This is a genomic window from Pseudonocardia charpentierae (assembly GCF_031845345.1).
In the GTDB taxonomy this organism is placed as follows: Bacteria; Actinomycetota; Actinomycetes; order Mycobacteriales; family Pseudonocardiaceae; genus Pseudonocardia; species Pseudonocardia charpentierae.
Genome location: NZ_JAVREJ010000006.1, coordinates 177710 through 199925 on the forward strand (window position 1 = coordinate 177710; position 22216 = coordinate 199925).

The 22216-nt window shown below is 72.6% G+C and carries 16 protein-coding genes and 1 pseudogene; 7 read left to right on the top strand and 10 right to left on the bottom strand.

Annotated elements, in window-relative coordinates; all coding sequences use genetic code 11:
* Window positions 1-21 precede the first annotated feature (21 nt).
* Window positions 22-579, top strand: a complete 558-nt coding sequence (locus RM445_RS11530; protein WP_311556174.1) for a hypothetical protein — start codon at window positions 22-24, stop codon at window positions 577-579.
* A 74-nt stretch (window positions 580-653) separates the two neighbouring features.
* Here RM445_RS11530 and RM445_RS11535 read toward each other — a convergent pair whose 3' ends face one another.
* Entirely contained in the window at window positions 654-1301 is a 648-nt protein-coding gene (locus RM445_RS11535; RefSeq protein WP_311556175.1) for a response regulator transcription factor, read from the bottom strand.
* A gap of 146 nt (window positions 1302-1447) precedes the next feature.
* Here RM445_RS11535 and RM445_RS11540 point away from each other — a divergent pair, with 146 nt between their 5' ends.
* Together RM445_RS11540 and RM445_RS11545 are read left to right on the top strand one after the other, a co-directional pair.
* Window positions 1448-2752 (top strand): sensor histidine kinase, encoded by a 1305-nt coding sequence (locus tag RM445_RS11540; protein ID WP_311556176.1) that lies wholly within the window; start codon window positions 1448-1450, stop codon window positions 2750-2752.
* Between the two features lie 52 nt (window positions 2753-2804).
* Window positions 2805-4184 (top strand): purine-cytosine permease family protein, encoded by a 1380-nt coding sequence (locus tag RM445_RS11545; RefSeq protein WP_311556177.1) that lies wholly within the window; start codon window positions 2805-2807, stop codon window positions 4182-4184.
* Between the two features lie 4 nt (window positions 4185-4188).
* Here the strand turns inward: RM445_RS11545 and RM445_RS11550 are convergent, their stop codons facing one another.
* Window positions 4189-5691, bottom strand: coding sequence for a class I adenylate-forming enzyme family protein (locus RM445_RS11550; protein ID WP_311556178.1), 1503 nt, complete (start codon window positions 5689-5691; stop codon window positions 4189-4191).
* A gap of 248 nt (window positions 5692-5939) precedes the next feature.
* On the opposite strand from RM445_RS11550, the gene RM445_RS11555 reads away from it, so the two are divergent.
* Window positions 5940-6404, top strand: a complete 465-nt coding sequence (locus tag RM445_RS11555) for a peptidoglycan-binding domain-containing protein (RefSeq protein ID WP_311556179.1) — start codon at window positions 5940-5942, stop codon at window positions 6402-6404.
* A 159-nt stretch (window positions 6405-6563) separates the two neighbouring features.
* Window positions 6564-7445: pseudogene (locus RM445_RS32370) on the top strand (purine-cytosine permease family protein); the annotation flags it as partial.
* 216 nt (window positions 7446-7661) lie between these two features.
* Here the strand turns inward: RM445_RS32370 and RM445_RS11565 are convergent.
* Window positions 7662-8486: a polysaccharide lyase family 7 protein gene (locus RM445_RS11565; protein ID WP_311556181.1), complete on the bottom strand. Its 825-nt coding sequence runs from the start codon at window positions 8484-8486 to the stop codon at window positions 7662-7664.
* Window positions 8487-8619: 133 nt separating this feature from the next.
* Here RM445_RS11565 and RM445_RS11570 point away from each other — a divergent pair, with 133 nt between their 5' ends.
* A complete protein-coding gene (locus RM445_RS11570) occupies window positions 8620-11544 on the top strand; it encodes a BTAD domain-containing putative transcriptional regulator (RefSeq protein WP_311556182.1) in 2925 nt (974 codons plus the stop codon).
* Between the two features lie 89 nt (window positions 11545-11633).
* On the top strand, window positions 11634-12485 hold the full coding sequence (locus tag RM445_RS11575) for a PrsW family intramembrane metalloprotease (RefSeq protein ID WP_311556183.1): 852 nt from the start codon (window positions 11634-11636) through the stop codon (window positions 12483-12485).
* A 127-nt stretch (window positions 12486-12612) separates the two neighbouring features.
* Here RM445_RS11575 and RM445_RS11580 read toward each other — a convergent pair whose 3' ends face one another.
* The 7 genes from RM445_RS11580 to RM445_RS11610 all read right to left on the bottom strand — a co-directional run bounded on the left by RM445_RS11580 (window position 12613) and on the right by RM445_RS11610 (window position 22216).
* A complete protein-coding gene (locus RM445_RS11580) occupies window positions 12613-14028 on the bottom strand; it encodes a rhamnulokinase (protein WP_311556184.1) in 1416 nt (471 codons plus the stop codon).
* Window positions 14025-16061 (bottom strand): bifunctional aldolase/short-chain dehydrogenase, encoded by a 2037-nt coding sequence (locus RM445_RS11585; protein WP_311556185.1) that lies wholly within the window; start codon window positions 16059-16061, stop codon window positions 14025-14027. The genes RM445_RS11580 and RM445_RS11585 overlap by 4 nt, the downstream gene beginning before the upstream one ends.
* Window positions 16062-16156: 95 nt before the next feature.
* Complete coding sequence (rhaI, locus tag RM445_RS11590) at window positions 16157-17326, bottom strand: L-rhamnose isomerase (RefSeq protein WP_311556186.1); 1170 nt, start codon at window positions 17324-17326, stop codon at window positions 16157-16159.
* A gap of 25 nt (window positions 17327-17351) precedes the next feature.
* Entirely contained in the window at window positions 17352-18455 is a 1104-nt protein-coding gene (locus tag RM445_RS11595) for an ABC transporter permease (protein WP_311556187.1), read from the bottom strand.
* Window positions 18452-19477: an ABC transporter permease gene (locus RM445_RS11600; RefSeq protein ID WP_311556188.1), complete on the bottom strand. Its 1026-nt coding sequence runs from the start codon at window positions 19475-19477 to the stop codon at window positions 18452-18454. The genes RM445_RS11595 and RM445_RS11600 overlap by 4 nt, the downstream gene beginning before the upstream one ends.
* Window positions 19474-21099, bottom strand: a complete 1626-nt coding sequence (locus RM445_RS11605; RefSeq protein ID WP_311556189.1) for a sugar ABC transporter ATP-binding protein — start codon at window positions 21097-21099, stop codon at window positions 19474-19476. Before RM445_RS11605 ends, RM445_RS11600 begins: the two co-directional genes overlap by 4 nt.
* Before the next feature lie 70 nt (window positions 21100-21169).
* A complete protein-coding gene (locus RM445_RS11610) occupies window positions 21170-22216 on the bottom strand; it encodes an autoinducer 2 ABC transporter substrate-binding protein (protein WP_311556190.1) in 1047 nt (348 codons plus the stop codon).

A 22216-nucleotide genomic window follows, 5' to 3' on the forward strand; every position in this document is an offset into this window, starting at 1 on the left:
CAGACCGGACGGAGCAGCGAGATGACCACCGCGACCACCTCTTATGCGGACACCCCCTACTACGACACTTTCGCCACCGCCGACGACGACACGCTCCGCATGCCGCTGCCGACCGCCGAGCACACCGACCGCCCCGCCGACCGGCATTCGACCGGGCTGGTGCTCAACCCGACCCGCCTGTGGACCGGCGGACTGGCCACCGCCGCGGTCGCCGCGCTCGTCGGCCTGGTCGGCACCCTCGTGATCCGGGTCCTCTTCGAGCACGCGCCGGTCGGTGCGTCCGCCGCCCACGCCGTCAATGCCGGCAACGCCGGCCTGCTGTGCCTGTTCGCCGCCGTCGCCGCGCTCGCCGCCACCGGGATCGCGCACCTGCTGATGGTCTCCACCCCGGAGCCGCTGTCCTACCTCGGCTGGATCATCGGCCTCTCGACGGCCGCCGCGGTCGTCCTGCCCCTACTGAGCAGCGTGCCGACGGCCGCCGCCGTCGCGATCGCGGTGGTGAACCTGGTGATCGGGCTCGCGATCGGCAGCCTGGTGGTCGGCACCGCGATGTCCGCCCGCCGGCCCGCCACCCGGTGACCCGGGTGCGTCCGGGAAACCCGCGCCGCGTCCGCCCTACCGGGTGGGCGCGGCGCCGTCGTTCACGCTGCTGGTCACTCGACAAGACCCCTTCGCATGCCCTCCGCCACCGCCGCCGCGCGGTCGGAGACCCCCAGCTTCTCGTACAGCCGCTGGGTGTGGGTTTTGACCGTGCTCACCCCGAGGAACAGCTCCGCCGCCATCTGCGGCACGGACAACCCGCGTGCGAACCCCTGCAGCACCTGCCGCTCGCGCTCGCTCAGCGCCGGCCCGGACGTCTGCGCCCGCATCCGGATCTCCCCCGCCAGGCCGGCGGCGACCCCAGGCGGGAGGACCGTCTTCCCGCGCGCCACGTCCAGCACCGCCTCGACGATCTCCGCCCGGCGCGCGTCCTTGCTGAGGTAGCCGGCAGCGCCGGCCTCCACCGCCTGGAACACGATGCTGCTGTCCGTGTGCGCGGACAGCAGCAGCACCCGGGTCGGCAGCCCGTCGCGGACCGTCGCCCTGACCACGCCCAGCCCGTCGATGTCGGGCATCTCGTGGTCGACGAGAGCGACGTCCGGCTTCTCGCGACGGATCGCCTCGAGTGCCGCGCGGCCGTCGTCGGCCTCCGCGACGACTTCGATCCGGCCGCTCATGGTCAGCCCCCGGCTCACCCCGTCGCGGAAGAAGGGATGGTCGTCGGCCACCACGACCCGGACCCGCGCGTCGGAGGAACTCATCGCTCTCCCTCGCTGCGCTCGGTCGGCGCTTCGCACAGGCGCTGTGACACTGGTTCGCTCGCAAGCTCGCTCACCCCGGCGCAGCATAGGGATCGTCGGTGCCCCGTGGTGCAATCTCGGCGCACCCCACCACCCCGGAGGTATCCGTGTCCGCACCCGCCGCGACACCGACCGCAGCGGACCAACCCCTCGGACCGGACGTCGTGGCGATCGCCTCCGAGCACGCCGGGCTCGGGGTGCGGCTGCAGCTCGCGGTCCGCGGCGTGCTCGTGGTGTTCGTCGCGGTCACGGTGCTGGCGATCCCGCCCGCGGATCACCGCGCCGGGTGCGCCGCGGTGGCCATCGGGTACGCGATCGCCGCGCTCGGCGTCGCGGTGTGGGCGCGCGACGGCGGCCTCGCCGTCGCGCGCTGGGCGTGGCTGGCGCTGTTCCTCGACCTCGCGGTCCTCACCCTGCTCACCCTGCTCACCGGGATCTCCGCACCTCAGAGCTGGACGGCGTACGTGCTGACCACCGGCTTCCTGCTCGTCCCGGTGCTCGCCTCGGCGACGCTGCGGCCGCGCGTGTGCGCCGCCGTGGTCGTGCCCGCCGTACTGGTCTACCTGGTGGCGGGCATCGCGACGCAGACCTCGAACGACGAGCCGTGGCCGTCATTGCTGCTGCGCACGCTCGTGATGGCGGGCGTCGGGGCGGCGTGTGTGGCCCTGTCGTGGATCCAGCGCTCGCGGGTGGAGACGATCGGCCGGCTGGTGCAGGCCCGTACCGATCTGCTCGCCGAGCTGACCGATCTGGAACGGAGCGAGCGGCGGACGCTCTCCGAGCAGTTGCACGACGGCGCGCTGCAGTACGTGCTCGCGGCCCGCCAGGACCTCGACGAGGCCCGCGACACCGGCGCGGCCGAAGCCTTCGACCGGCTGGAGGAGGCACTCCTGGAGTCGTCGCGGCTCCTGCGATCGACGGTGGCGGAGCTGCATCCGGCGGTCCTGGAGCGCGCCGGACTGCCCGCCGCGCTGCGCGACCTGGTCGCGTCGGCCGCCGCCCGTGGCGGGTTCACCGCCGAGCTCGACCTGGACCGATGGCCGGCCGACGACCGAACGCCGGTCGACGGGCTGCTCTACCGGACCGCCCGCGAGCTGCTGGGCAACGTCGTCAAGCACGCTGAGGCCACGCACGTCGCGGTCGACCTGGCACTGGCCGACGGGCACGCCCGCCTCGTGGTGACCGACGACGGCGTGGGCGTGGACGACACGCAGGTCGCGCACCGGCTGGGCGAGGGTCACGTCGGCCTCACGTCGCACGTGCTGCGGGTGGAGGCGGCGGGTGGCTCCCTCACCGTGACCCCGGCGCCCACAGCGGGCACCGTCGCCACGGTCGACCTTCCGCTGCCCGGCGTGGACGGACAGCTCGCACGTTCCGGACGAACCGTCGACACCCTCCTCAGGAATCATTAAGTTCTCCACGGTCACGCTCCCGGCCGACCGGCCCGGCGGGAAAGGCGCGCCGATGGTCGCGAGCCCCTCACTCGAGACCCTGCAGCGCGAGTACGGCACCAGGATCACGGCCGTTGAGCCGGGCGGCGCCGAGCCGATCCCGATCGAGGAGCGCCACGGGAGCGCCTACCAGCAGGCGTGGATCTGGACGTCGCCGAACATGGAGTTCGCCACCGTGCTCGTCGGGGTCCTCGCCGTGCTCGTCTTCGGGCTGACCTTCTGGCAGGCCGTCGCCGCGCTGGTGCTGGGCAACGCACTCGGCGCGGTGTTCCACGGTGTGTTCGCCTCGTGGGGGCCACGGACGGGGCTGGCCCAGATGGCGCTGAGCCGCAAGCCGTTCGGCTTCCGCGGCAACCTGCTTCCCGCCGGCCTCAACGCCGTTCTGGGCGGCCTGGGCTGGCTGGCCGTGAACAGCATCAGCGGGGCGCTGGCGCTCGCCACACTGACCGGCTGGAGCCCCTACTTCTGTCTCGGCCTCGCGATGGTGATCACCCTGTGCATCGCGGTGTTCGGGCACAACCTGGTGCAGGTGTTCGAGAAGGTCGCCTTCCCGATCCTCGCGGTGGTCTTCCTGGTCGGGGTGGCGCTCATCCTCGCGCAGGTCCGGACGGACACCGGCGGTTCCCCGGTGCCGGGCGCCGTCCTGATCGTCGCGGGCACGGCGTTCGGGCAGTCGGGCGGGTGGTGCACCTGCGCCGCGGACTACGCCCGCTACCTGCGGCCCGGCCAGGCCCGCCGAGCCGGGCTGTCCGCCGCTCTCGGACTCTTCACCTCGGTCACGCTCCTGCAGGTCGCCGGCGCCGCCGCCGTGACGGCCGTGGGCGCGGCGGCCTGGAACGACGCCGACCCGGTCGCCTCGTACGTCTCCCTGCTGCCCGGCTGGCTCGGCACGGTGACCCTGCTCGGCGTCTTCCTCGGCTCCCTCGCGGCGAACTCGTTGAACCTCTACTCCAGCTCGCTGTCGCTCGCCGCACTGGGCGTGCGGCTGCCCACCGCGTTCGGCCGCGCCGTGCTCGCGCTGGTCATGGGCCTGGTCGCGCTGGTGATCGGCGTGCTGGTGCTGCAGGAGGTCAACCGGTTCACCGACTACCTGCTGGTGGTGTCGTACTGGACGGCCCCGTGGATCGGGGTCGTGCTCGCCGACCGGCTGCTGTGGCGCCACCCCGACGGCGACCTCCACGTGTTCACCGACCGCAGCCACGTGAACCGCGCGGGCCCAATCGCCATGGCCGTCGCGCTCGTCGTCTCGGTCGCCCTCTTCGGCAACCAGGCCGCGTACGTCGGGCCGATTCCTCGGGCGTTCCCGGAGGTCGGTGACCTCACGCTGGAGGTCGGCCTCGTGCTGGCCTTCGCCCTGTACGCGGTGCTGCGCCCACTGCTCGCCCGGCGCTGACGCCTCACGCCGCCGCGAGGACGCCGAGCCGGCGGATGGCCGGGCGGTCCGGCTTGCCCTGCTCCGTCAGCGGCATCTGCTCGACGGGCACGACGACCAGCATGTCGGCAGCCTCCGCGCCGTGCGCTGCCGCGACCGCCGTCCGGACCGTCGGCGCGACGGGGGTGGCGGTGGTGACGACGGCGGCGACCCAGCGTCCGGTGTCGCGGTCGGGGACGACGACCGCGTAGCGGATGCCCGGCAGGCCGCACAGGGTGTCCTGCACCGCGGTCGGGGTGACGACGGTGCCGTCGGCGCGGACGGGAGCGGTGGCCAGGTCACCGGCCCGGCCGAGGATGTACAGGTAGCCCTCGGCGTCCAGGCGCGCGACGTCACCCGTGCAGTACCAGCCGTCGACGAAGGCCGCGGCCGCCTCGTCGGGCCGGTTGCGGTAGCCCGAGGCGACCTGCGGCGAGCGGACCTCCACCACGCCCGGCTCCCTCGGCCCGGCGAGCGAGCCGTCGCTGCGCCGGAACCGGACCTCGACGCCGGGACGGACCCGGCCTGCACAGGTGAACCGCTCGGGCCGGTCGTGCTCGGCGGGCGACAGCGCGCTGACGATGCCGGTCTCGCTCGCGCCGTAGGTGTGCGCGACCACGGCGCCGAGCCGGGCCCGGGCACGCCGGCGCAGGGTGGCGGGCGCCGAGGCGCCGATGTGCACGACCGTCCGCAGCGACGACAGGTCGCGCGTCGCGACGTCCGGGTGGTCGATCACCTCGAACAGCTGCGGCTCGACGAGGAACAGGTCGGTGATGCGGGCCGACTCGATCGCCGCGAGCGTCGGGGCGGGCTCCACCTCGTCCTGCAGCACGACCGTGCCGCCACCGAGCAGCGTCGTGTCGACGAGCAGCTGCGTCAGGTGGGCCAGGGGGCCGTTCGCAAGCTGCCGCCGTGCGGGGTCGACGGGCGCGGTGACGGTGGTGGTGTACGTCGCGAACGACCGGAGGCTGCCCTTCGGGACCCCGGTGGAGCCGCCTGAGGAGATGACGACGGCGAGGTCGTCGGGGCGGGCCCGGCAGGGCAGCGGCGCCGACGACGCCCCGTACGCCCGCCGGTCGAGCCGCAGCCGTGCGCCCGGCGCGTCGCAGCCGACCACGGCGACGCGCACGGTGTCGGCGAGCGGGAGCAGGTGCGCGGTCTTGGGGAACGCGACCAGCAGGTCCGGCGCGATGAACTCCAGGAGTGCCGCACGCTGCTGCGCCTCGGGTAGCGCCGGCAGGTACATGGTGGCGGCGCCGACGAGGTGCGCGGCGTAACGGACGGCGAGCGCGTCCGGGCTGTTCGGCGCGTGGAGGGCGACGAGGTCGCCGCGGCCTACCCCGAGGCCGTCGAGGGCACGGGCATAGCGGTAGGCCGACGCCAGGAGGTCCGCCGCCGTCGTCGCCACGCCGTCGTGCTCCAGGACGGTGCGGTCACCGGCCTCCTTCAACGTGGCGACAAGCGCCTCCAGGTAGATCTCGCCGTTCACAATTGCGCTCCTCTTGTCGGTTCGTGCGCCCGCCCATCATGGGCCCGCCGACTCCAATGGCACTCCAACGTGTCGGGAACCGGGATCGGCCAGGTGGTGGTGGCGCCGGCTGAACCCGTGTCCACCGATCGACGGACATGCAGGTCAGCCGCCCCGTCCACGGATCGATCGACGGTGCGGGTGACCATGCCCGGCCATTCTTGGGACATCAGGGCAGCAGCCCGAAAGCAGATAAAGGAGATAAGGAAATGACCACCACCACGCCCACCACCCCGGTCGGCACCACCGACTCCCCGGCCCGTTCCTCTCGGGGCCGGGCCGCCGTCGTCGCCGCGGTCGGCGTCCTCGCCGGCGCCGGGATCGCCACCGCCGTGGTCCTGGGCATGGGCATCGGCTCCGCGCAGCAGTCGACGCCGGCTCCGGCGCCGGCCGCACACGCCACGGCCGTCGTCCCGCACAGGGCGCCTGCGATCCCGTCGAGCCGCGTGGCCCCGACAGCGCCGTCGGCCGCGGTCGAGACGCTGCAGCGCGAGCTGGCCCGGCTCGACTACTACGAGGGTTCGTTCACCGGCACGATGAACAACCAGACCGTCGTCGCGATCACCTACCTGCAGCGCGACGCGGGCCTGCCCCAGACCGGCACGATGAACGCCGCCACCCAGCAGGCCCTGGCCACGATGCTCGCTCAGGGCAACAACCAGATGGGCTCCTGAGCAACCGACGTACGACGGCCCGCGCCAAGGGGGTGCGCGGGCCGTCGTGCGTTGACGCTTCACGCACACTCCAACGTCGGTTGGCGGGCCTTTGGATCTCGACCACGCACGCTGCGCGGGTCACCTCGGCCCCACCCCCGGCAGACGGGTCTCGGTCAGATGGCACTGGACCGCAAGGCCTTCGGCTTCTGGGGCAACCTGCTCCCGGCCGGGTGCAACTCGATCCTCGGCGGTGTCGGCTGGCTCTCGGTGAACAGCGTCAGCGGGGCGCTCGCGCTCTCGACACTGACGGGCTGGAACCCGTACCTGTCGCTGGTCGTCGCCATGGCGATCACTCTGGTGATCGCGTTCTTCGGCCACGACGTGGTGCAGATGGTCGAGCGGGTCGCCTTCCCCGTGCTGACCGTCATCTTCGCGGCCGGCGCGGTCCTCGTCCTGCTCAAGGCCGATCCCGGCGCCGCCCACCAGGCCGTTCCGGGCGCCTTCTGGATCGTCGTCGGCTCGTCGTTCGGCTACACCGGCGGCTGGATGGTCAACGCCGCCGACTACGCCCGCTACCTGCGTCCCGACCAGGCCCGCAGCGCCGGTGTGTTCGCGGCACTGGGCAATTTCACCTCTTCCACGGTGCTGCAGATCGCCGGTGCCGCCGCCGTCACCGCCGTCGGCGTCGCGAGCTGGAACAACGACGACCCCGCCGCCTCCTACGCCTCGCTGATGCCTGGCTGGCTCGGCCACCTGACCCTGATCGCGATCTTCATCGGTGCCCTGTCGGCGAACTCGGTCAACCTCTACTCCAGCGCGCTGTCGTTCGCCGCCATGGGCGTGCGGCTCCCCACGGCGTTCGCCCGCGCCGCGATCGCCGTGGTCATCGGGCTGGTCAGCCTCACCGTCGCGCTGGCGGTGGTGCACGACACCTCGTCGTTCGGCAACTTCCTGCTGGTGACCGCCTACTGGATCGGCCCGTGGCTGGGCGTCGTGCTCGCCGACCGGCTGCTGGGGCGCATCCCGGGCGACGCCCTGCCGGTGCTGACCGACCGCACGCACCGCAACTGGGCAGGCCCCATCGCGATGACCGTGGCCGCCGTCGTCTCGATCGCCCTGTTCTGCAACCAGACCGCCTACTCGGCCTGCTGGTCCGGGCGTTCCCCGGCCTCGGCGACCTCACCTTCGAGGTGGGCATCGCGCTGGCCTTCGCGCTCTACGCGGCGCTGCGCCCGCGGTTCTCCCGCTGAACTCCCGCCTGCGGAGGCCGTGCTGTCACGACGACGACGGCGCGGCCCCCGTTCCGACGTCGAGCGACGAGAAGGTGACGCGCGCGCCGTCGTCGGGCGCCGCCGCGTCACCGCCCGACGGAGCCTGCTGGTAGGCACCCGCCTGGAAGCGCACCGTCGCCCCCGCGAACGCCGCCGGGACCGGCGCGCTCCCGGACACGGTCCGCCCCTGGTAGGTCGCGGTCACGGTGAGGGTGCCGTCGCCGCCGTCGGTGATCGAGTAGTCGAACGGGGCGCCGACGGGGACGCCGTCGAGCAGCGGAACGTCGGTGTGGGCGTTGCCCGACTGCTCCTGTTTGACCACGGCCTTCACCGTGCCGCCGTCGTAGAACAGCATCACGAACGGCACCGAGCTGATGTCCGCGGCGCCGTGGATCTGACCGACGATGACCTCGGGCACCTCGGTGGGCACCTGCGCCACGGTCAGCGACGCGGTCATCGTGTGCCGTCCGCTGCCGGCGGCGAAGTTCTCCAGCCGGCCCAGCTCGGTGCGCGCGTGCTCGGAGTTCTTCGTCGTCACGCCGTTCACCGGCGCCCAGAAGACCAGGTGGCCGCGGTCGTCGACGGTGAGCCAGGGCGGCGTCAGGGTCGCCGGTTTCACGATCTCGGCGTCGCCCTTCGACCCCGGCACGGGCAGCGTGAGCTGCCATCCGTCGAGCATCGTCGCCGCCGCCGGCGGCACGGGTCCGGCAGGAGCGGGCGCGGACGGCGCGGGAGCCGACGGCCCCGAGCACGACGCCAGCGCGACCAGCAGCGCGGCGCCGAGCACCGCCACACCGGCTCGGCCGCTGCGACGACGGAAGGACGGCATGCGCCGATCGTGGCACGGTTCCGCTCCCGCCCGGCTGCGCCCCCACGTCTCTGGTCCGTTCGGAGTGCTTACGCAGGCGATTCCGGTCGGTACGCTCGATCAGCCGGGGCGGGATGTGGTTCGGGGGGCACACGTGACGGGCACGGTGCGGTTCCGGGATCTGGGCACCCTCGTCCTGGATCGCGAGGACACGCCGCTGCCGGTCAACGGTATCCGGCTCGTCGCCGCCCTCGCCCTGCTGCTCGTCCACGCCGGACGGCACGTCAGCGTGGACGCACTGGCCGAGGCCATGTGGGGCGGCCAGGCCACGCCGCGGTCGGCCTCGACGCTCGACTCGCACATCTGGCGGCTGCGCCGGCTCCTCGAGCCGGACCGCGGCCGCGGCGCCCCCGCCGAGTTGCTGCTGCGCGACGCCGCCGGCTACCGGCTGCTCGCCACCACCGACCAGGTCGACTCGATGCGCTTCGCCCGGCTGGCCGACGAGGCCGTCGCCCTGCTCGCCGACGGACAGCCCGAACGCGTCCTGCGGCGCACCGACGAGGCCCTCGCACTGTGGCGGGGCACGCCCTTCACCCCCGTCTCGGACGAGCCGTGGGCCCGCCCCGCGGTCGCCCGGCTCGAGGAGCTGCACGCCCAGGTGCGCGAGCGGCGGATCGAGGCGCTGATCGCCGTGGGCGATCCCGAGCGCGCCCTGGCCGATCTCGAGCCCGCGATCGCCGCCGCGCCGTTGCGCGAGCGGCTGTGGGCCCACCGCATGCTCGCCGCCTACCGCTGCGGACGCACCGAGCAGGCCCTCGCGGCCTTCCGCGCGGCTCGCGAGCTGCTGCTCGACGAGGTCGGTGTCGAGCCCGGTCCGGAGCTGCGGGGGCTTCAGGCCCGGATCCTGGCCGAGGATCCCGCGCTGCTCGGGCCCGCCCGCACCGTCGCCGGGCGGCAACGACCGCAGGAGACGGCGCCCGACCGTGCGGTCGAGGTGCACCTCCCGGTCCGGCACACCCGGATGATCGGGCGCGACGACGAGCGCGACCGCATCGCCGCGCTCCTGGCCGCGCATCCGCTCGTGACGATCGTCGGCACCGCCGGATGCGGCAAGACCCGGCTCGCGATCGAGGCCGCGCGGGCTGTTGCTCCCCGGTTCCCCGACGGCGTCTGGGCCGTCGACCTGACCACCGCGGAGGGCGGCGACCAGGTCCTGCCGACGATCGCGTCCGCCGTCGGCCTCGCCGTCCCGACCGCCGGCACCTTCGCCGACGCCCTGCGCGCGTTCAGCCGCGGGCGGCGGATGCTGCTGCTGCTCGACAACGGCGAGCACGTCCTCGACGACGTCGCCGAGCTCGTCGACTCCCTGCTCGTCGACGGCACGGAGCTCGCCGTGCTGTGCACGAGCCGCGAGCCGCTCGACATCGACGGCGAAGTCGTCTGGAGCCTCGCCCCTCTGCCCCTGCCGGATCCCGACGCCGACGCGCGCACCTCCCCCGCCGTCGCACTGTTCCTCGAGCGGCTCGGCGCGGCGGACCGCGCCCTCGGCGCCACCGTCCTCGACGATCCGCAGTGCCTGGAGCTGGCCGTCCGGATCTGCCGCGCCGTCGACGGCGTCCCGCTCGCGATGGAGCTCGCGGCCGCACGCGCCCGGGCGTTCACGCTCGACGAGATCGCCGAGCAGGTCGGCACCGACGCCAGCGCTCTGGCGCGCATCGGCCGTGGCCGCCCCGAGCACCGCAAGGCCGACCACCACCGCACGGTTCGATTCGCCGTCGAGCAGAGCTACCGCGTGCTGCCCGCGGACGAGGCCGCGCTGCACCGGGCGGTCTCGGTCGTCCCGGGTCCGTTCACACCGGCGCTCGCCGCCGCACTCGCGGCGCTGCCGATCGGCGACACCCACGAGCTGCTCGCCCGCCTCGTGCACCGCTCGTTGCTGGTCTCGCTGGGCCCGGCCGGTCCGGGACGGCCCACCCGGTTCGCGCAGCTCGCGACGGTCCGCGGGCACGCCGCCCACGCCGCTGGGCAGGATCCGGTGGCCGACCCGGACGCGCTGACCGCCCGCCGCGACCGCTGGGTCGAGGAGCTCGTCACCGCGCATCCGCGGCTGGGCCGTCCGGGGGAGGTCGGCTGGTTCGCAGCACTCGACGACGACCTGGTGGCCCTGCGCGCCACCTTGCACCGCAACCTCGTCGACGCCCCGTCGCGGTGCGGCGTCCGGATCGCCTCGCGCCTCGGGCTCTACTGGTACTACCGCGGGATGATGGTCGAGGCCCGGCACTGGCAGGAGCGGGCGACGTCGGTCGCCGACGGCATGCCGCTGGACCGGGCGCTGGTGCGGTACATGCTCGGCGGCTCGCTGGCCATGGACGGCCGGCCCGACCTCGGTCTCCCCCTGATCGCCGCAGGCCACGATGCCGTCCGCGGTACGCCGGACGAGCACGCGCCGCTGCGCGGCGAGGTGCTGGCCATCCTGTCGGGTGCGCTGTTCGTCGCCGAGCAGGACGAGGCGGGCCGGGCGAACACCGCCGACGTGCGGGAGATCGCCGTGGCCACCCCGGACGGCAGCCTGGACCTGCTCGCCGACCTCAGCACCCTGCTCTCCGGCGCCGGCACGGCGCAGCCGGAGCAGGTGATCGATCGGGCGAGCGCCGTTTACGACGACGCCGTCGCCGGCGACAACAGCTTCGTGGCATGGATGGCGTCGGAGGCGGCTGTGAACGCCGCCCTGGCGGGCGGCGACGTCGAGAGCGGTCTGCGCTGGTCGGACCGGATGGTGTCCCAGCACCGCGCGCTGCGGGTCCGCGAAGGCCCGACGCTGCTCGAGCTCCGCGCGGACCTGCTCGCGCTGGCCGACGACGCCCCCGCCGCGGTGCGGCTGTTCGCCGCCGCCCGCGCTCACAGCCAGCGTGCCGGACTGCGGTGGCCGAGTCGGGAGATCACCACCGAGCTCGTGGCCCGCGCCACGGATGCACTGGACCGCGTCGAGTTCGAGGACGCCTGGCAGCAGGGCGGCCGCATGAGCCTGGACGACCTCGGGGTGACCGTCGTCGAGCGGGCACCGCTGCGGCCCGGCTGACGCCGTCGACGCGCGGGTTGGACCGCGCTTGGAGCCGGCCGCGCGATCGTCGGTGCGCCGCCATCGTCCACCCGCTGGGAGAAGAGACCGTGTCCGTCGCAGGTACCCCCGCCGCCCCGCCCCCCACGACCTTCGCCCGCCGCCATGCCTGGCTCGTGGTGCTCGTCGTCGGTACGGCCCTGTTCATCGCCGAGGAGCGCACGCTCGTCGCGACTCAGAACCCGAACCTCGTCCCGTCGGCGATCCTGCTCGGGGCGAGCATCGTCCCGCTGGCCTTCGTCGCGTTCGTCTACGGCCGGCGCCTGCCCTACCGCGTGCCCGGGCCGGCCGTCGCGGCATCGGCGTTCCTCGGCGGCGTCATCGGGACGATCGTCGCCGCCACCCTCGAGTTCGACGTCCTGCGGGCGCTGGGCGGCCTACCCATGCTCGGCGTCGGGCTGATCGAGGAGACCAGCAAGCTGCTGGTCCCGCTGGCCCTGCTGATTCCGCTGCGGCGCTACCGCACGCCCGCGGACGGCCTGCTCATCGGCGTCGCCTGCGGCGCCGGGTTCGCCGCACTGGAGACCATGGGCTACGCCTTCACCACGCTGATCAAGAGCGGCGGCGACATCACCGACACCGTCGACATCCTGCTGCTGCGCGGATTCCTGAGCCCGGCCGGGCACATGGCCTGGACCGGCATCGCCGCGGCGGCCCTGTACGCGGCGGCCGCCACCCCGCGCCGCCGGCAGATCCTCCGGTTCGTCGGCGCGTTCGTCGTCGCCGTGGTCCTGCACACCCTGTGGGACAGCCAGTCGTCGCTGATCGGCACCGCGGTCGTCGCGGTCGCGAGCCTGGGGATGCTCGCGTGGACGGCACACCGCGCGGCACGCGCCACGGTGCAGGCCGACCCGGCGCGGATGACGGGGGCACGCGTGAGCGGTCCGGCGCGCGGCAGGTAGGACCGACGCACCACGCGATCTGCGACGCGGCGGGGTGCTCAGCATGGTGGCTTTGCTGCGGTCGGAGTGCAGCAAAGCCACCATGCTGCACTCCCGAACCGCCGCACGGGCCCCGCTGCGGGTGCGATCAGCCGGTGCGCGGCTCGTACCGGGTCAGCGTCACGGTGCTCCGGATCCGCTCCCGCAGGGCGGCCAGGTCGCCCGACACGACCCCGTGCGTCCGCGCCTGCACCAGCAGGTTCCCCAGCGCCGTCGCCTCGACCGGGCCCGCCACCACCGGACGCCGGCACGCGTCCGCGGTGAGCTGGCACAGCAGCGCGTTCCGCGAACCGCCGCCGACGACGTGGACGACCTCGACGGGCTGTCCGGAGAGCCGCTCGACCTGGTCGATGGACTCGGCGAACGCCGCAGCGAGGTTGTCGAGGATGCACCGGACGACCTCGGCCGGGCCCTCCGGGACCCGCTCCCCCGCCTCGCGGCAGGCCCGCACGATGCGGCCCGGCATGTCGCCCGGTTGGAGGAGGGCCGGGTCGGTCAGGTCGATCCGCGGGCCCGGCGGGAGGGTCGCGGCCGCGTCGAGGAGGTCCTGCAGGTCGAGCTCACCGCCGCGCAGGTTCCACCACCGGATCGACTCCGACAGGAGCCAGAGCCCCATGACGTTGCGCAGGTAGCGGATGGTCCCGTCGACGCCGCGCTCGTTGGTGAAGTTGGCCCGCCTGCTGTCCTCGGTCAGCACGGGCGCATCCAGCTCGATGCCGACGAGCGCCCACGTCCCGCAGGAGACGTACCCGAAGTTCGGGCCGGTGGCGGGCACGCCGACGACCGCCGAGGCGGTGTCGTGCGAGCCGACGGTGGTGAGCAGCGGCTCCTGGTCCGTCCCCAGCTCCTCGCGCACGGTCGGCGACAGCGGCGCCAGGACCTGCCCGGCGGGGACGATCTCGGGCAGCAATCCGGCGGGCAGGCCCAGCGCCTCGACCAGCTCCGGCGCCCAGAGGCCGGTGCGGGCGTCGACGAGGCCGGTGGTGGAGGCGATCGTCTCCTCGGCGGCCTCGCGGCCGGTGAGCCAGTAGCCGAGCAGGTCCGGGATCAGGAGGAAGCGGTGCGCGTGCTGGAGGTCGGGTTCGGCCGCCAGCTGGTAGATGCTGTTGATCGAGATGACCTGCAGCCCGCTCACGGCGTACAGCCGCGTCGGGTCGATCTGCTGGTGGACCTTCTCGATCGCCGCCTCGCTGCGCGGGTCGCGGTAGGAGTGCGGGTTGCCGCGCAGCGCGCCGTTCGCGTCGAGCAGGCCGTAGTCGACGCCCCAGGTGTCGATGCCCAGGCCGGCCAGCACATCGGTCTGCCGCACCGCGCCGCGCAGGCCGGTGACGATGTCCTGGTAGAGACCGAGGACGTCCCAGTACATGCCGTCGGGCAGCCGGATCGCGCCGTTGCGGAACCGGTTGACCTCGGTCAGCTCGAGGGTGTCGGGCCCGACCCGGCCGAGCATGACCCGTCCGCTGGACGCCCCGAGGTCGACGGCCGCGAACGCCGCCGCACTCATCGCAGGAACGCCGCGGCGACGCCGGAGTCGACCGGCACGTGCAGGCCGGTGGTCTGCGACAGGTCCCCGCCGGTCAACGCGAAGACGGCGTCGGCGACGTGTTCGGGCAGCACCTCGCGACCCAGCAGGGTGCGCTTGGCGTAGTAGGCGCCCAGGTCTTCCTCCTTGACCCCGTAGACCTCAGCGCGCTTGGCGCCCCACCCGCCGGCGAAGATCCCCGAGCCGCGGACCACTCCGTCGGGGTTGATGCCGTTGACCCGGATCCCGTGGCCACCCAGTTCGGCGGCGAGGAGCCGGACCTGGTGGGCCTGGTCGGCCTTGACGGCGGAGTAGGCGATGTTGTTCGGGCCGGCGAAGACCGAGTTCTTGCTGGAGATGTAGATGATGTCGCCGCCGAGGTCCTGGGCGATCATCGCCCGCGCCGCCTCGCGGGAGACCAGGAACGATCCCTTGGCCATCACGTCGTGCTGCAGGTCCCAATCGGCGACGGTGGTCTCGAGCAGCGGCTTGGACAGCGACAGCCCGGCGTTGTTGACCACCAGGTCCACCCCGCCGAACGCGAGCACGCCCTCGCTGATCGCCGCGTCCACTGCACCTTCATCGGACACGTCCACCTTCACCGCGACGGCCTTGTCCGGCCCGCCCAGCTCGTCCGCGACGGCCTGCGCGTTGTCCAGGTTCAGATCGGCGACGACGACGCAGGCGCCCTCGGCCGAGACCCGGCGGGCGATGGCCTTGCCGATCCCTGATCCGGCGCCGGTGACGAACGCGATCCGGGTCGCCAGCGCCTTGGGCTTCGGCAGGCGCTGGAGCTTGGCCTCCTCGAGAGCCCAGTACTCGATGCGGAACTTCTCCGACTCCGCGATCGGCGCGTAGGTCGACACCGACTCGGCGCCGCGCATCACGTTGATCGCGTTGACGTAGAACTCGCCGGCCACCCGGGCGGTCTGCTTGTCCTTGCCGAAGGAGAACATCCCGACGCCCGGGACGAGCACGATCGCCGGGTCCGCGCCCCGGATCGCCGGGGAGTCCGGGGTCGCGTGGCGGTCGTAGTAGGCCTGGTAGCCGGCGCGGTACGCCTGGTGCAGCTCGGGCAGCCGGGCGAGGATCTCCTCCACCGACGCCGTGCCCGGCATGTCGACGACCAGCGGCTTGACCTTGGTGCGCAGGAAGTGGTCCGGGCACGAGGTGCCGAGCTCGGCCAACGGGGCGAGCTTCTCGCGCGACAGGAACTCCAGCACGGCGTCGCTGTCGGTGAAGTGCCCGACCTGCGGGTTGTCGGTGGAGGCCAGCCCGCGGAGCGTCGGGAAGATCGCCGCGGCCCTCGCGCGGCGCTCCGCCTCCGGCAGCGGCTCGTAGCCCGCTACGACCGGGCCGAAGGGCTCGGCGCTGCCCCGCTCGTCGAGGAAGGCCTGCGCCGTGCGGATGATCTCCAGCGAGTTCGCCTCGGCCGCTTCGCTGGTGTCACCCCACGCGGTGATGCCGTGCCCGCCGAGGACGACCCCGATCGCCTGCGGGTTGTCCTTCTTGATCGCCGCGATGTCCAGGCCCAGCTGGAAACCCGGGCGCCGCCACGGCACCCAGGCGACGCGGTCGCCGAAGCACTCCTCGGTCAGCTTCTCCCCGTCCGCCGCGGTCGCCAGCGCGATCCCCGAGTCGGGGTGCAGGTGGTCGACGTGCGCGGCGTCGACCAGCCCGTGCATGGTGGTGTCGATCGACGGCGCGGCGCCGCCCTTGCCGTGCAGGCAGAAGTCGAACGCGGCCACCATCTCGTCCTCGCGCTCCACCCCCGGGTACACGTCCACCAGGGAGCGCAGCCGGTCCAGCCGCAGCACCGCCAGGTTCTTCTCCGTCAGCGTGCCCAGGTCGCCCCCGGATCCCTTGACCCAGATGAGCTCGGTCGGTTGCCCGGTGACGGGATCGGTCTCCGTGCCCTTGGCGGAGGTGTTGCCGCCGGCGTAGTTGGTGTTGCGCGGGTCGGAGCCCAGGCGGTTCGAGCGGGCGATCAGCTCACGCACGGCCTCGGAGGTCATGACGTCCTTCCAGGGGTTCTCGGGAGTTGCAGGAAAGCCACGTTCATGCAGGGTCGTTGCAGGAAAGTGGCTTTCCTGCAAGGGACGAGCGCCGGTCAGGAGCCCCAGGAGGCCTGGGTGCCGCCCACGCGCTCCTCGGCGATCCGCTGCCCGTAGCCCGACGCCGCGTACGCGGCCATCGGGTCGCGCGGCAGGCCGCGGGCCTCGCGGCGGTCCGCGAGCACCCCGCGGACGTCGGTGTCGTAGGCGTCCATCAGCACCGCGTTCGCCCCGAGCACGTCACCGGCCCGCGCGGCCGCGGCCAGGGCCTCCCGGTCGACCAGCAGCGCCTTCGCCAGCGCCTGCTCGACGTTGAGCACCGACCGGATCTGGCCCGGGATCTTCTCCTCGATGTTGTGGCACTGGTCGAGCATGAAGTTGATGCCCGACGACGGCAGGTGCCCGCTGACGTCGACGATCTGGTCCAGGATGCGGAACAGCTGGAACGGGTCCGCCGAGCCGACCACCAGGTCGTCGTCGGCGTAGTAGCGGGAGTTGAAGTCGAACGCCCCCAGCTTCCCGACCCGCTGCAGCTGCATCACGATGAACTCGATGTTCGTTCCCGGCGCGTGGTGCCCGGTGTCGAGCACTACCTGCGCCCGCTCCCCCAGCGCCTGGCAGTGCACCAGCGAGGTGCCCCAGTCCGGGATGTCCATCGCGTAGAAGTAGGGCTCGAAGAACTTGTACTCCAGCAGCAGCCGCTGGTCGTCGTCCATGGCCGCGTAGATCTGCCGCAGCGAGTCGGCCAGCCGCTCCTGCCGCTCCCGCAGCGAGTCCTGACCCGCGTAGTTCGTGCCGTCCGGCAGCCAGATCTTCAGGTCCCGCGACCCGGTCTCCCGCATGATCGCGATGCAGTCGAGGTGGTGCTGCACGGCCTTGGCGCGGATCCGCTCGTCGACGTGGGTGAGCGAGCCGAGCTTGTAGTCCTCCTCCTGGAACAGGTTGGAGTTGATCGCCCCGATCGACACCCCCAGCTCCTTGGCGTGGGTCGCCAGGGCGCCGTAGTCGTCGACCTTGTCCCACGGGATGTGCAGCGACACCCGCGGCGCCAGCCCCGTCACGGCGTTGACCTGGGCTGCGTCCGAGATCTTCTCGAACGGGTTGCGGGGCACGCCCGCGGTGTGGAACACCTTGAACCGGGTGCCCGAGTTGCCGTAGGCCCAGCTCGGGACCTCGATGGTGAAGTCGTCCAGGCCCGCGAGGGCCGTGTCGGGTGCGAGGGTCATGCGAGGTCCTTCCGGTCCCGAATCCTCACTTCGTCCCGCCGTAGCGGCGGGTTGTGAGGCCGTTGAGCAGGGCAGCGAAGATCAGCACGACACCGAGGGCGAGCAGCTGGTACTGCGACCCCTCGTTGCCGACGAAGGCGAGCAGGATCCCGGCGTTGAGCCAGACGATCAGCAGGGTCGCAAGCACCACACCGGCCACGCGGCCGATGCCGCCGGTGATCGCCACGCCGCCCAGCACCGCGATCGTGATGGCCGGCAGGGCCATCCCGTTGCCGGAGACGCCGGCGTCCGGCCGGGCCGACGCGAACTGCGCGACCGTCACCACGGCGACGAGCCCCGAGATCAGTCCGGCGTAGACGTAGGCCTTGAACCGGGTGCCCCGCACGGGCAGCCCCGCCCACCGGCCGGCGACGTCGTTCGTGCCGACGGCGTAGAGCCTGCGGCCGTAGGTCGTGCGCGCGAGCAGCAGCCACACGACCACGGCCGCCGGCAGCAGGAAGGTGAACAGGCCGAGCGGGACGTCGGGCACGTAGGCGCCGAACACCGGCAGCTCGACCGACTTCGTGATCGAGAACAGGGCCTGGATCGGCGGCGTGCTGATCGGGCTCTGGTTGTTGATGACGATGGCGAGCGACTTGAAGCCGTAGAACGTCGCGAGCGTGGCGATGAGCGCGGGGAACCCGACGTAGGCCACGAGAAACCCGTTGAGCGCTCCGCAGAGCGCGCCGAAGACCGCCGTGAACAGGATCGCCGGCAGCAGCGGCCAGCCCCACTCGCCGTAGGCGAAGCCGAAGACCATGCCCGCGAGCGACACGATGGCCCCGACGGACAGGTCGATCCCGCCGCGGCCCGAGAGGATCACCAGCAGCTCGGCGAGGCCGAGCATCGCCAGCGGCACGGCGTTGATCAGCGACGACGACATGTAGTCGAAGTCGTAGGTCGCGGTGAGGTAGCCGCCCGCGTCGAGGGCGAAGAACCAGGCGATGACGACGACGATCAGCACCGCCAGCAGCGCGATGCGCTGGGTGAGCAGCGCCCGCAGGATGCGGGAGCCCGTGCTCTCGCCGTTCGCCCCGTTCTCCTTCTGCGCTGCCTCGGCGGGCGGGGTCGCGGTCGGGGTGGCGGTCATCGGGTCCTCCTCGCGCGCTCGCGCAGCAGGTCCGTGCCCACCGCGATGATGATGAAGATGCCGACGAACAGGTCCGCCAGCTGCGACTTCCAGCCGAGCTGGGTGACGCCCGAGGTCACCGACTGCACCAGCAGCGCACCGAGGAACGTGCCGAGCACCGAGCCCCGGCCACCCATGATCGACGTGCCGCCGATGACGACCGCCGCGATGACGGCGAGCTCCTTGCCGCTGCCGACCGACTGGTCGAGCGTCGAGGTGCCCTGGGCGATGACGAAGCACGACGCCAGCCCGACCAGCAGGCCGGTGACGAGGTAGGCCAGCAGCTGACGGCGCTGCACCTTCACACCGGCCAGGCGGGCGGCGTGGGCGTCGCCGCCGATGGCGTAGAAGTGGCGCCCGCCCGCGGTGTGCCGCAGGTACCACCAGGCGGCCGCGCTGATGATCGCGGTGATCAGGAAGGCGGTGGGGATCCCGAGGATCTGCCCGGCCGCGCCGCGACCGAAGATGTCGAACGTCTGCGGGATGCCGTTGACCGTGTTCGAGCCGAAGATCTGCAGGCCGACGAACAGGAAGAGGTTCGCGGTGCCGAACGTGATGATGATCGCGTGCACCCGCCCGTAGGCGATCAGCACGCCGTTGACCAGGCCGAGCAGCCCGCCGACGGCGACCGAGATCAGCACGGCCGGGACCAGCGACATGTCCGCGACCAGCGCCTTCGCAGTGATCACCGAGCAGACCATGATCGCGCCACCGACGGAGACGTCGATGCCGCCGGTGATGATGATGATCGTCATGCCGACGCCGATGAGGGCGATCGGGGCGGTGGCCACCAGCAGCGGGCGGATCGACCCCGCGGTGAGGAAGGCCGGCGTGGCGAGCGCGAGGCCGACCCAGATCACGGCGATCACGCCGAGCAGGACCAGCTCCTGGCCGGTCACCGGGGAGGGCAGGATGCGGCTGCGGCGCGTCTTCGGCACCGCCGGCGGGCCGCCTGCGGGCGGCGAGGTCAGCGTGGCGGTCATGCGGTCTTCTCCTCGTCCCCGTGCTCCGCACCCGCGGCGGCAGCGAGCACGTCGACCTGGGTGGCGGTCGTATCTGCTCCGAACTCGGCGCCCGCGGCCGCAGCCAGCACGTCGACCTGCGTGGCGTCCGGTCCGAACTCGACGGTCGTGGTGCCGCCGCGCACGACCTGGAGGCGGTCGGAGATGCGCAGCGCCTCGGGCAGGTCCGAGGTCACCACCAGCACGGCGGTGCCGTTGTCGGCCAGCTCCCGGATGATCCGGTGGATCTCCTCCTTGGCCCCGACGTCGACGCCCTGGGTCGGCTCGGCCAGCACCAGGACCTCCGGCCGCTCCACGAGCTGGCGGGCCAGGACCACCTTCTGGGCGTTGCCGCCCGACATCGCGCTGATCGGCTGGCGCTCGTGCGGCGTACGCACGGCGAGACGCTTGATCATGTCCGTGGCGACGGTCCGCTCGCGTGCCCGGTCGATGAAGGTGCCGAAGCGCGACAGCAGCGGGAGGTGCCCGGCCGAGATGTTGAAGGCGATGGACTGGAAGCCGAACATCCCCTCGAGCTTGCGGTTGGCGGGCAGCAGGGCGATGCCGAGCTTCTGCGCCTCACCCGGCGACCGCGGCGCGATCCTCTTGCCGTCGAGCCGCATCTCCCCGCTCGTGGCGCGGTCGATGCCGTAGATGCACGCGGCGATCTCGGAGACACCGGAGCCGACCAGCCCGTACAGGCCGACGATCTCGCCGCGCCGGACCGACACGTTGACGTCGTCGAACTTGCCCGCGCGACCCAGGCCGTCGAGCTCGAGCACGGCGGGCCCGTCCGGGATCTCGCGCTGCGGGCGCTCGTCGGACAGGATGCCGCCGACCATGAGCTCGGCGACCTTGCGGACGGTCAGGTCGCCGATCGGGTACGTGCCGATGGTCTGCCCGTCGCGCATCACCGTCACCTCGTCGGCGATCCGGAACAGCTCGTCGAGCCGGTGGGAGATGTAGATGACCGACACCCCGGACTCCGTCAGCCGGCGGACGACGCCGAAGAGCACCTCGATCTCGGTGTCGGTCAGGATCGCCGACGGTTCGTCGAGGATCAGCACCGTCGCGTCGCCTGCGAGGGCCTTCGCGATCGAGACCTGCTGCTGCTCGGCGATCGAGAGGTCGCCGACGGGCACGGTGGCGTAGCGGGCCGGGAGGCCGAGCAGCTCGAGGAGCTCGACGACCTTGGCGTTCTGCTCCGCCCAGGCGATCCGGCCGCCCTTGCGGATCTCGCGACCGGTGAAGATGTTCTCCGAGACGGTCAGCTCGGGGAACAGCTGCGGTTCCTGGTACACGGTCGCGATGCCGAGAGCCATGGCGTCGCCGGTGGTCGAGATGGCGACCGGGCGCCCCTCGAACTCGATCGTCCCGGTGTCCGCGGACTCCACCCCGGAGATGATCTTGATCATCGTGGACTTGCCTGCGCCGTTCTCCCCCACGAGGGCGTGCACGCGGCCCGACCGGATGGTGATGTCCGCGTTGCGGATCGCCCGCACGGCACCGAAGCGCTTCGAGATGCCCGTGAGCTGCAGGCGTGCTGCGGGATCGGCCTGAGGTGCCGGTGCCTCCGGCGCCCGGGAGGGCTGGTCGACTGTCATCGTCCTCGGACTCCGTCGTCGGATGAGGGCCGGTCCCGGCGGACGCGCCGCCCGCCGGGACCGGGCCGGCTCAGTAGTTGAACTGGTCCACGTTGTCCTTGGTGATCGCCAGCGGCGGGCCGAGGAGCAGGGTCTTGCTGCTCTCGTCGTACGCGATCGACGACAGGTCCGGGCTGACGTCGTTCGTCGCGGCGAACGGCTTGCCCTCCGCGAGCTGGGCACCGGTCCACGCGGTCAGGTAGCCCAGGTTCTGGACGTCCCACAGGATCGCCGCCGTCGACGAGCCGTTCTCCAGGTAGGGCTTCATCGACTGCGGGGTGCCGAGGCCCACGGTGAAGACCTGCCCGACCTTGTTCGCGTCCTGCACGGCCTGCGCGACGCCCGGGGCCGACGAGGTGCACTCGCCGACGAGACCGGTCAGGTCCGGGTGGGCGTTCATCAGGTCGGTCGCCATCTGGGTCGCCTTGGCCTGGTCCTCACCGGCGTAGACGATGTCGACGATCTGCGCGTTCGGGTACTTCGACGCGGTGTAGGACTTCTGGACCTCGATCCAGGAGTTCAGGTTCTCCGCGGTCTGGCCGCAGGAGACGATCGCGTACTTGCCCTGGCCGCCCATCGCCTGCAGCAGCGAGTCCGTGAGTCCCTGGCCGATGCCCTCGGCGGTGGCCTGGTTGACGAACGCCTCGCGGACCGAGCTGGGGGCGTCGGTGTCGGCGGTCGCGACGTGGATCCCGGCGTCCTTGGCCTGCTGGAGCAGCGGGGCCATCGAGTCGGGGTCGTTGGGCGCCACGATCAGCGTGTTGACCTTCTGCTGGATGTAGGACCGCACGATGTCGGCCTGCGCCGCGGCGTCGGCCTGGGTCGGGCCCTGGTAGAGCCACTCCACGTTGCCCAGCGCGGCGGCGGCCTTCTTGCCGCCCTCGTTCATCGCCTCGAAGTAGGGCACACCCTGCAGCTTGGGCACGAACGCGACCTTGTAGGTCTGGCCGGATGCCGCGCCGGTGCTCGCACCGCCGGCCGCGGGGGCCTCCTCGTTCTTCTTCGTACAACCGGCCAGCGCGAACACGGCGGCGGCGCCGAGCGCGACCACGGCGGTCAGTTTCCGTGCAGGACGCAT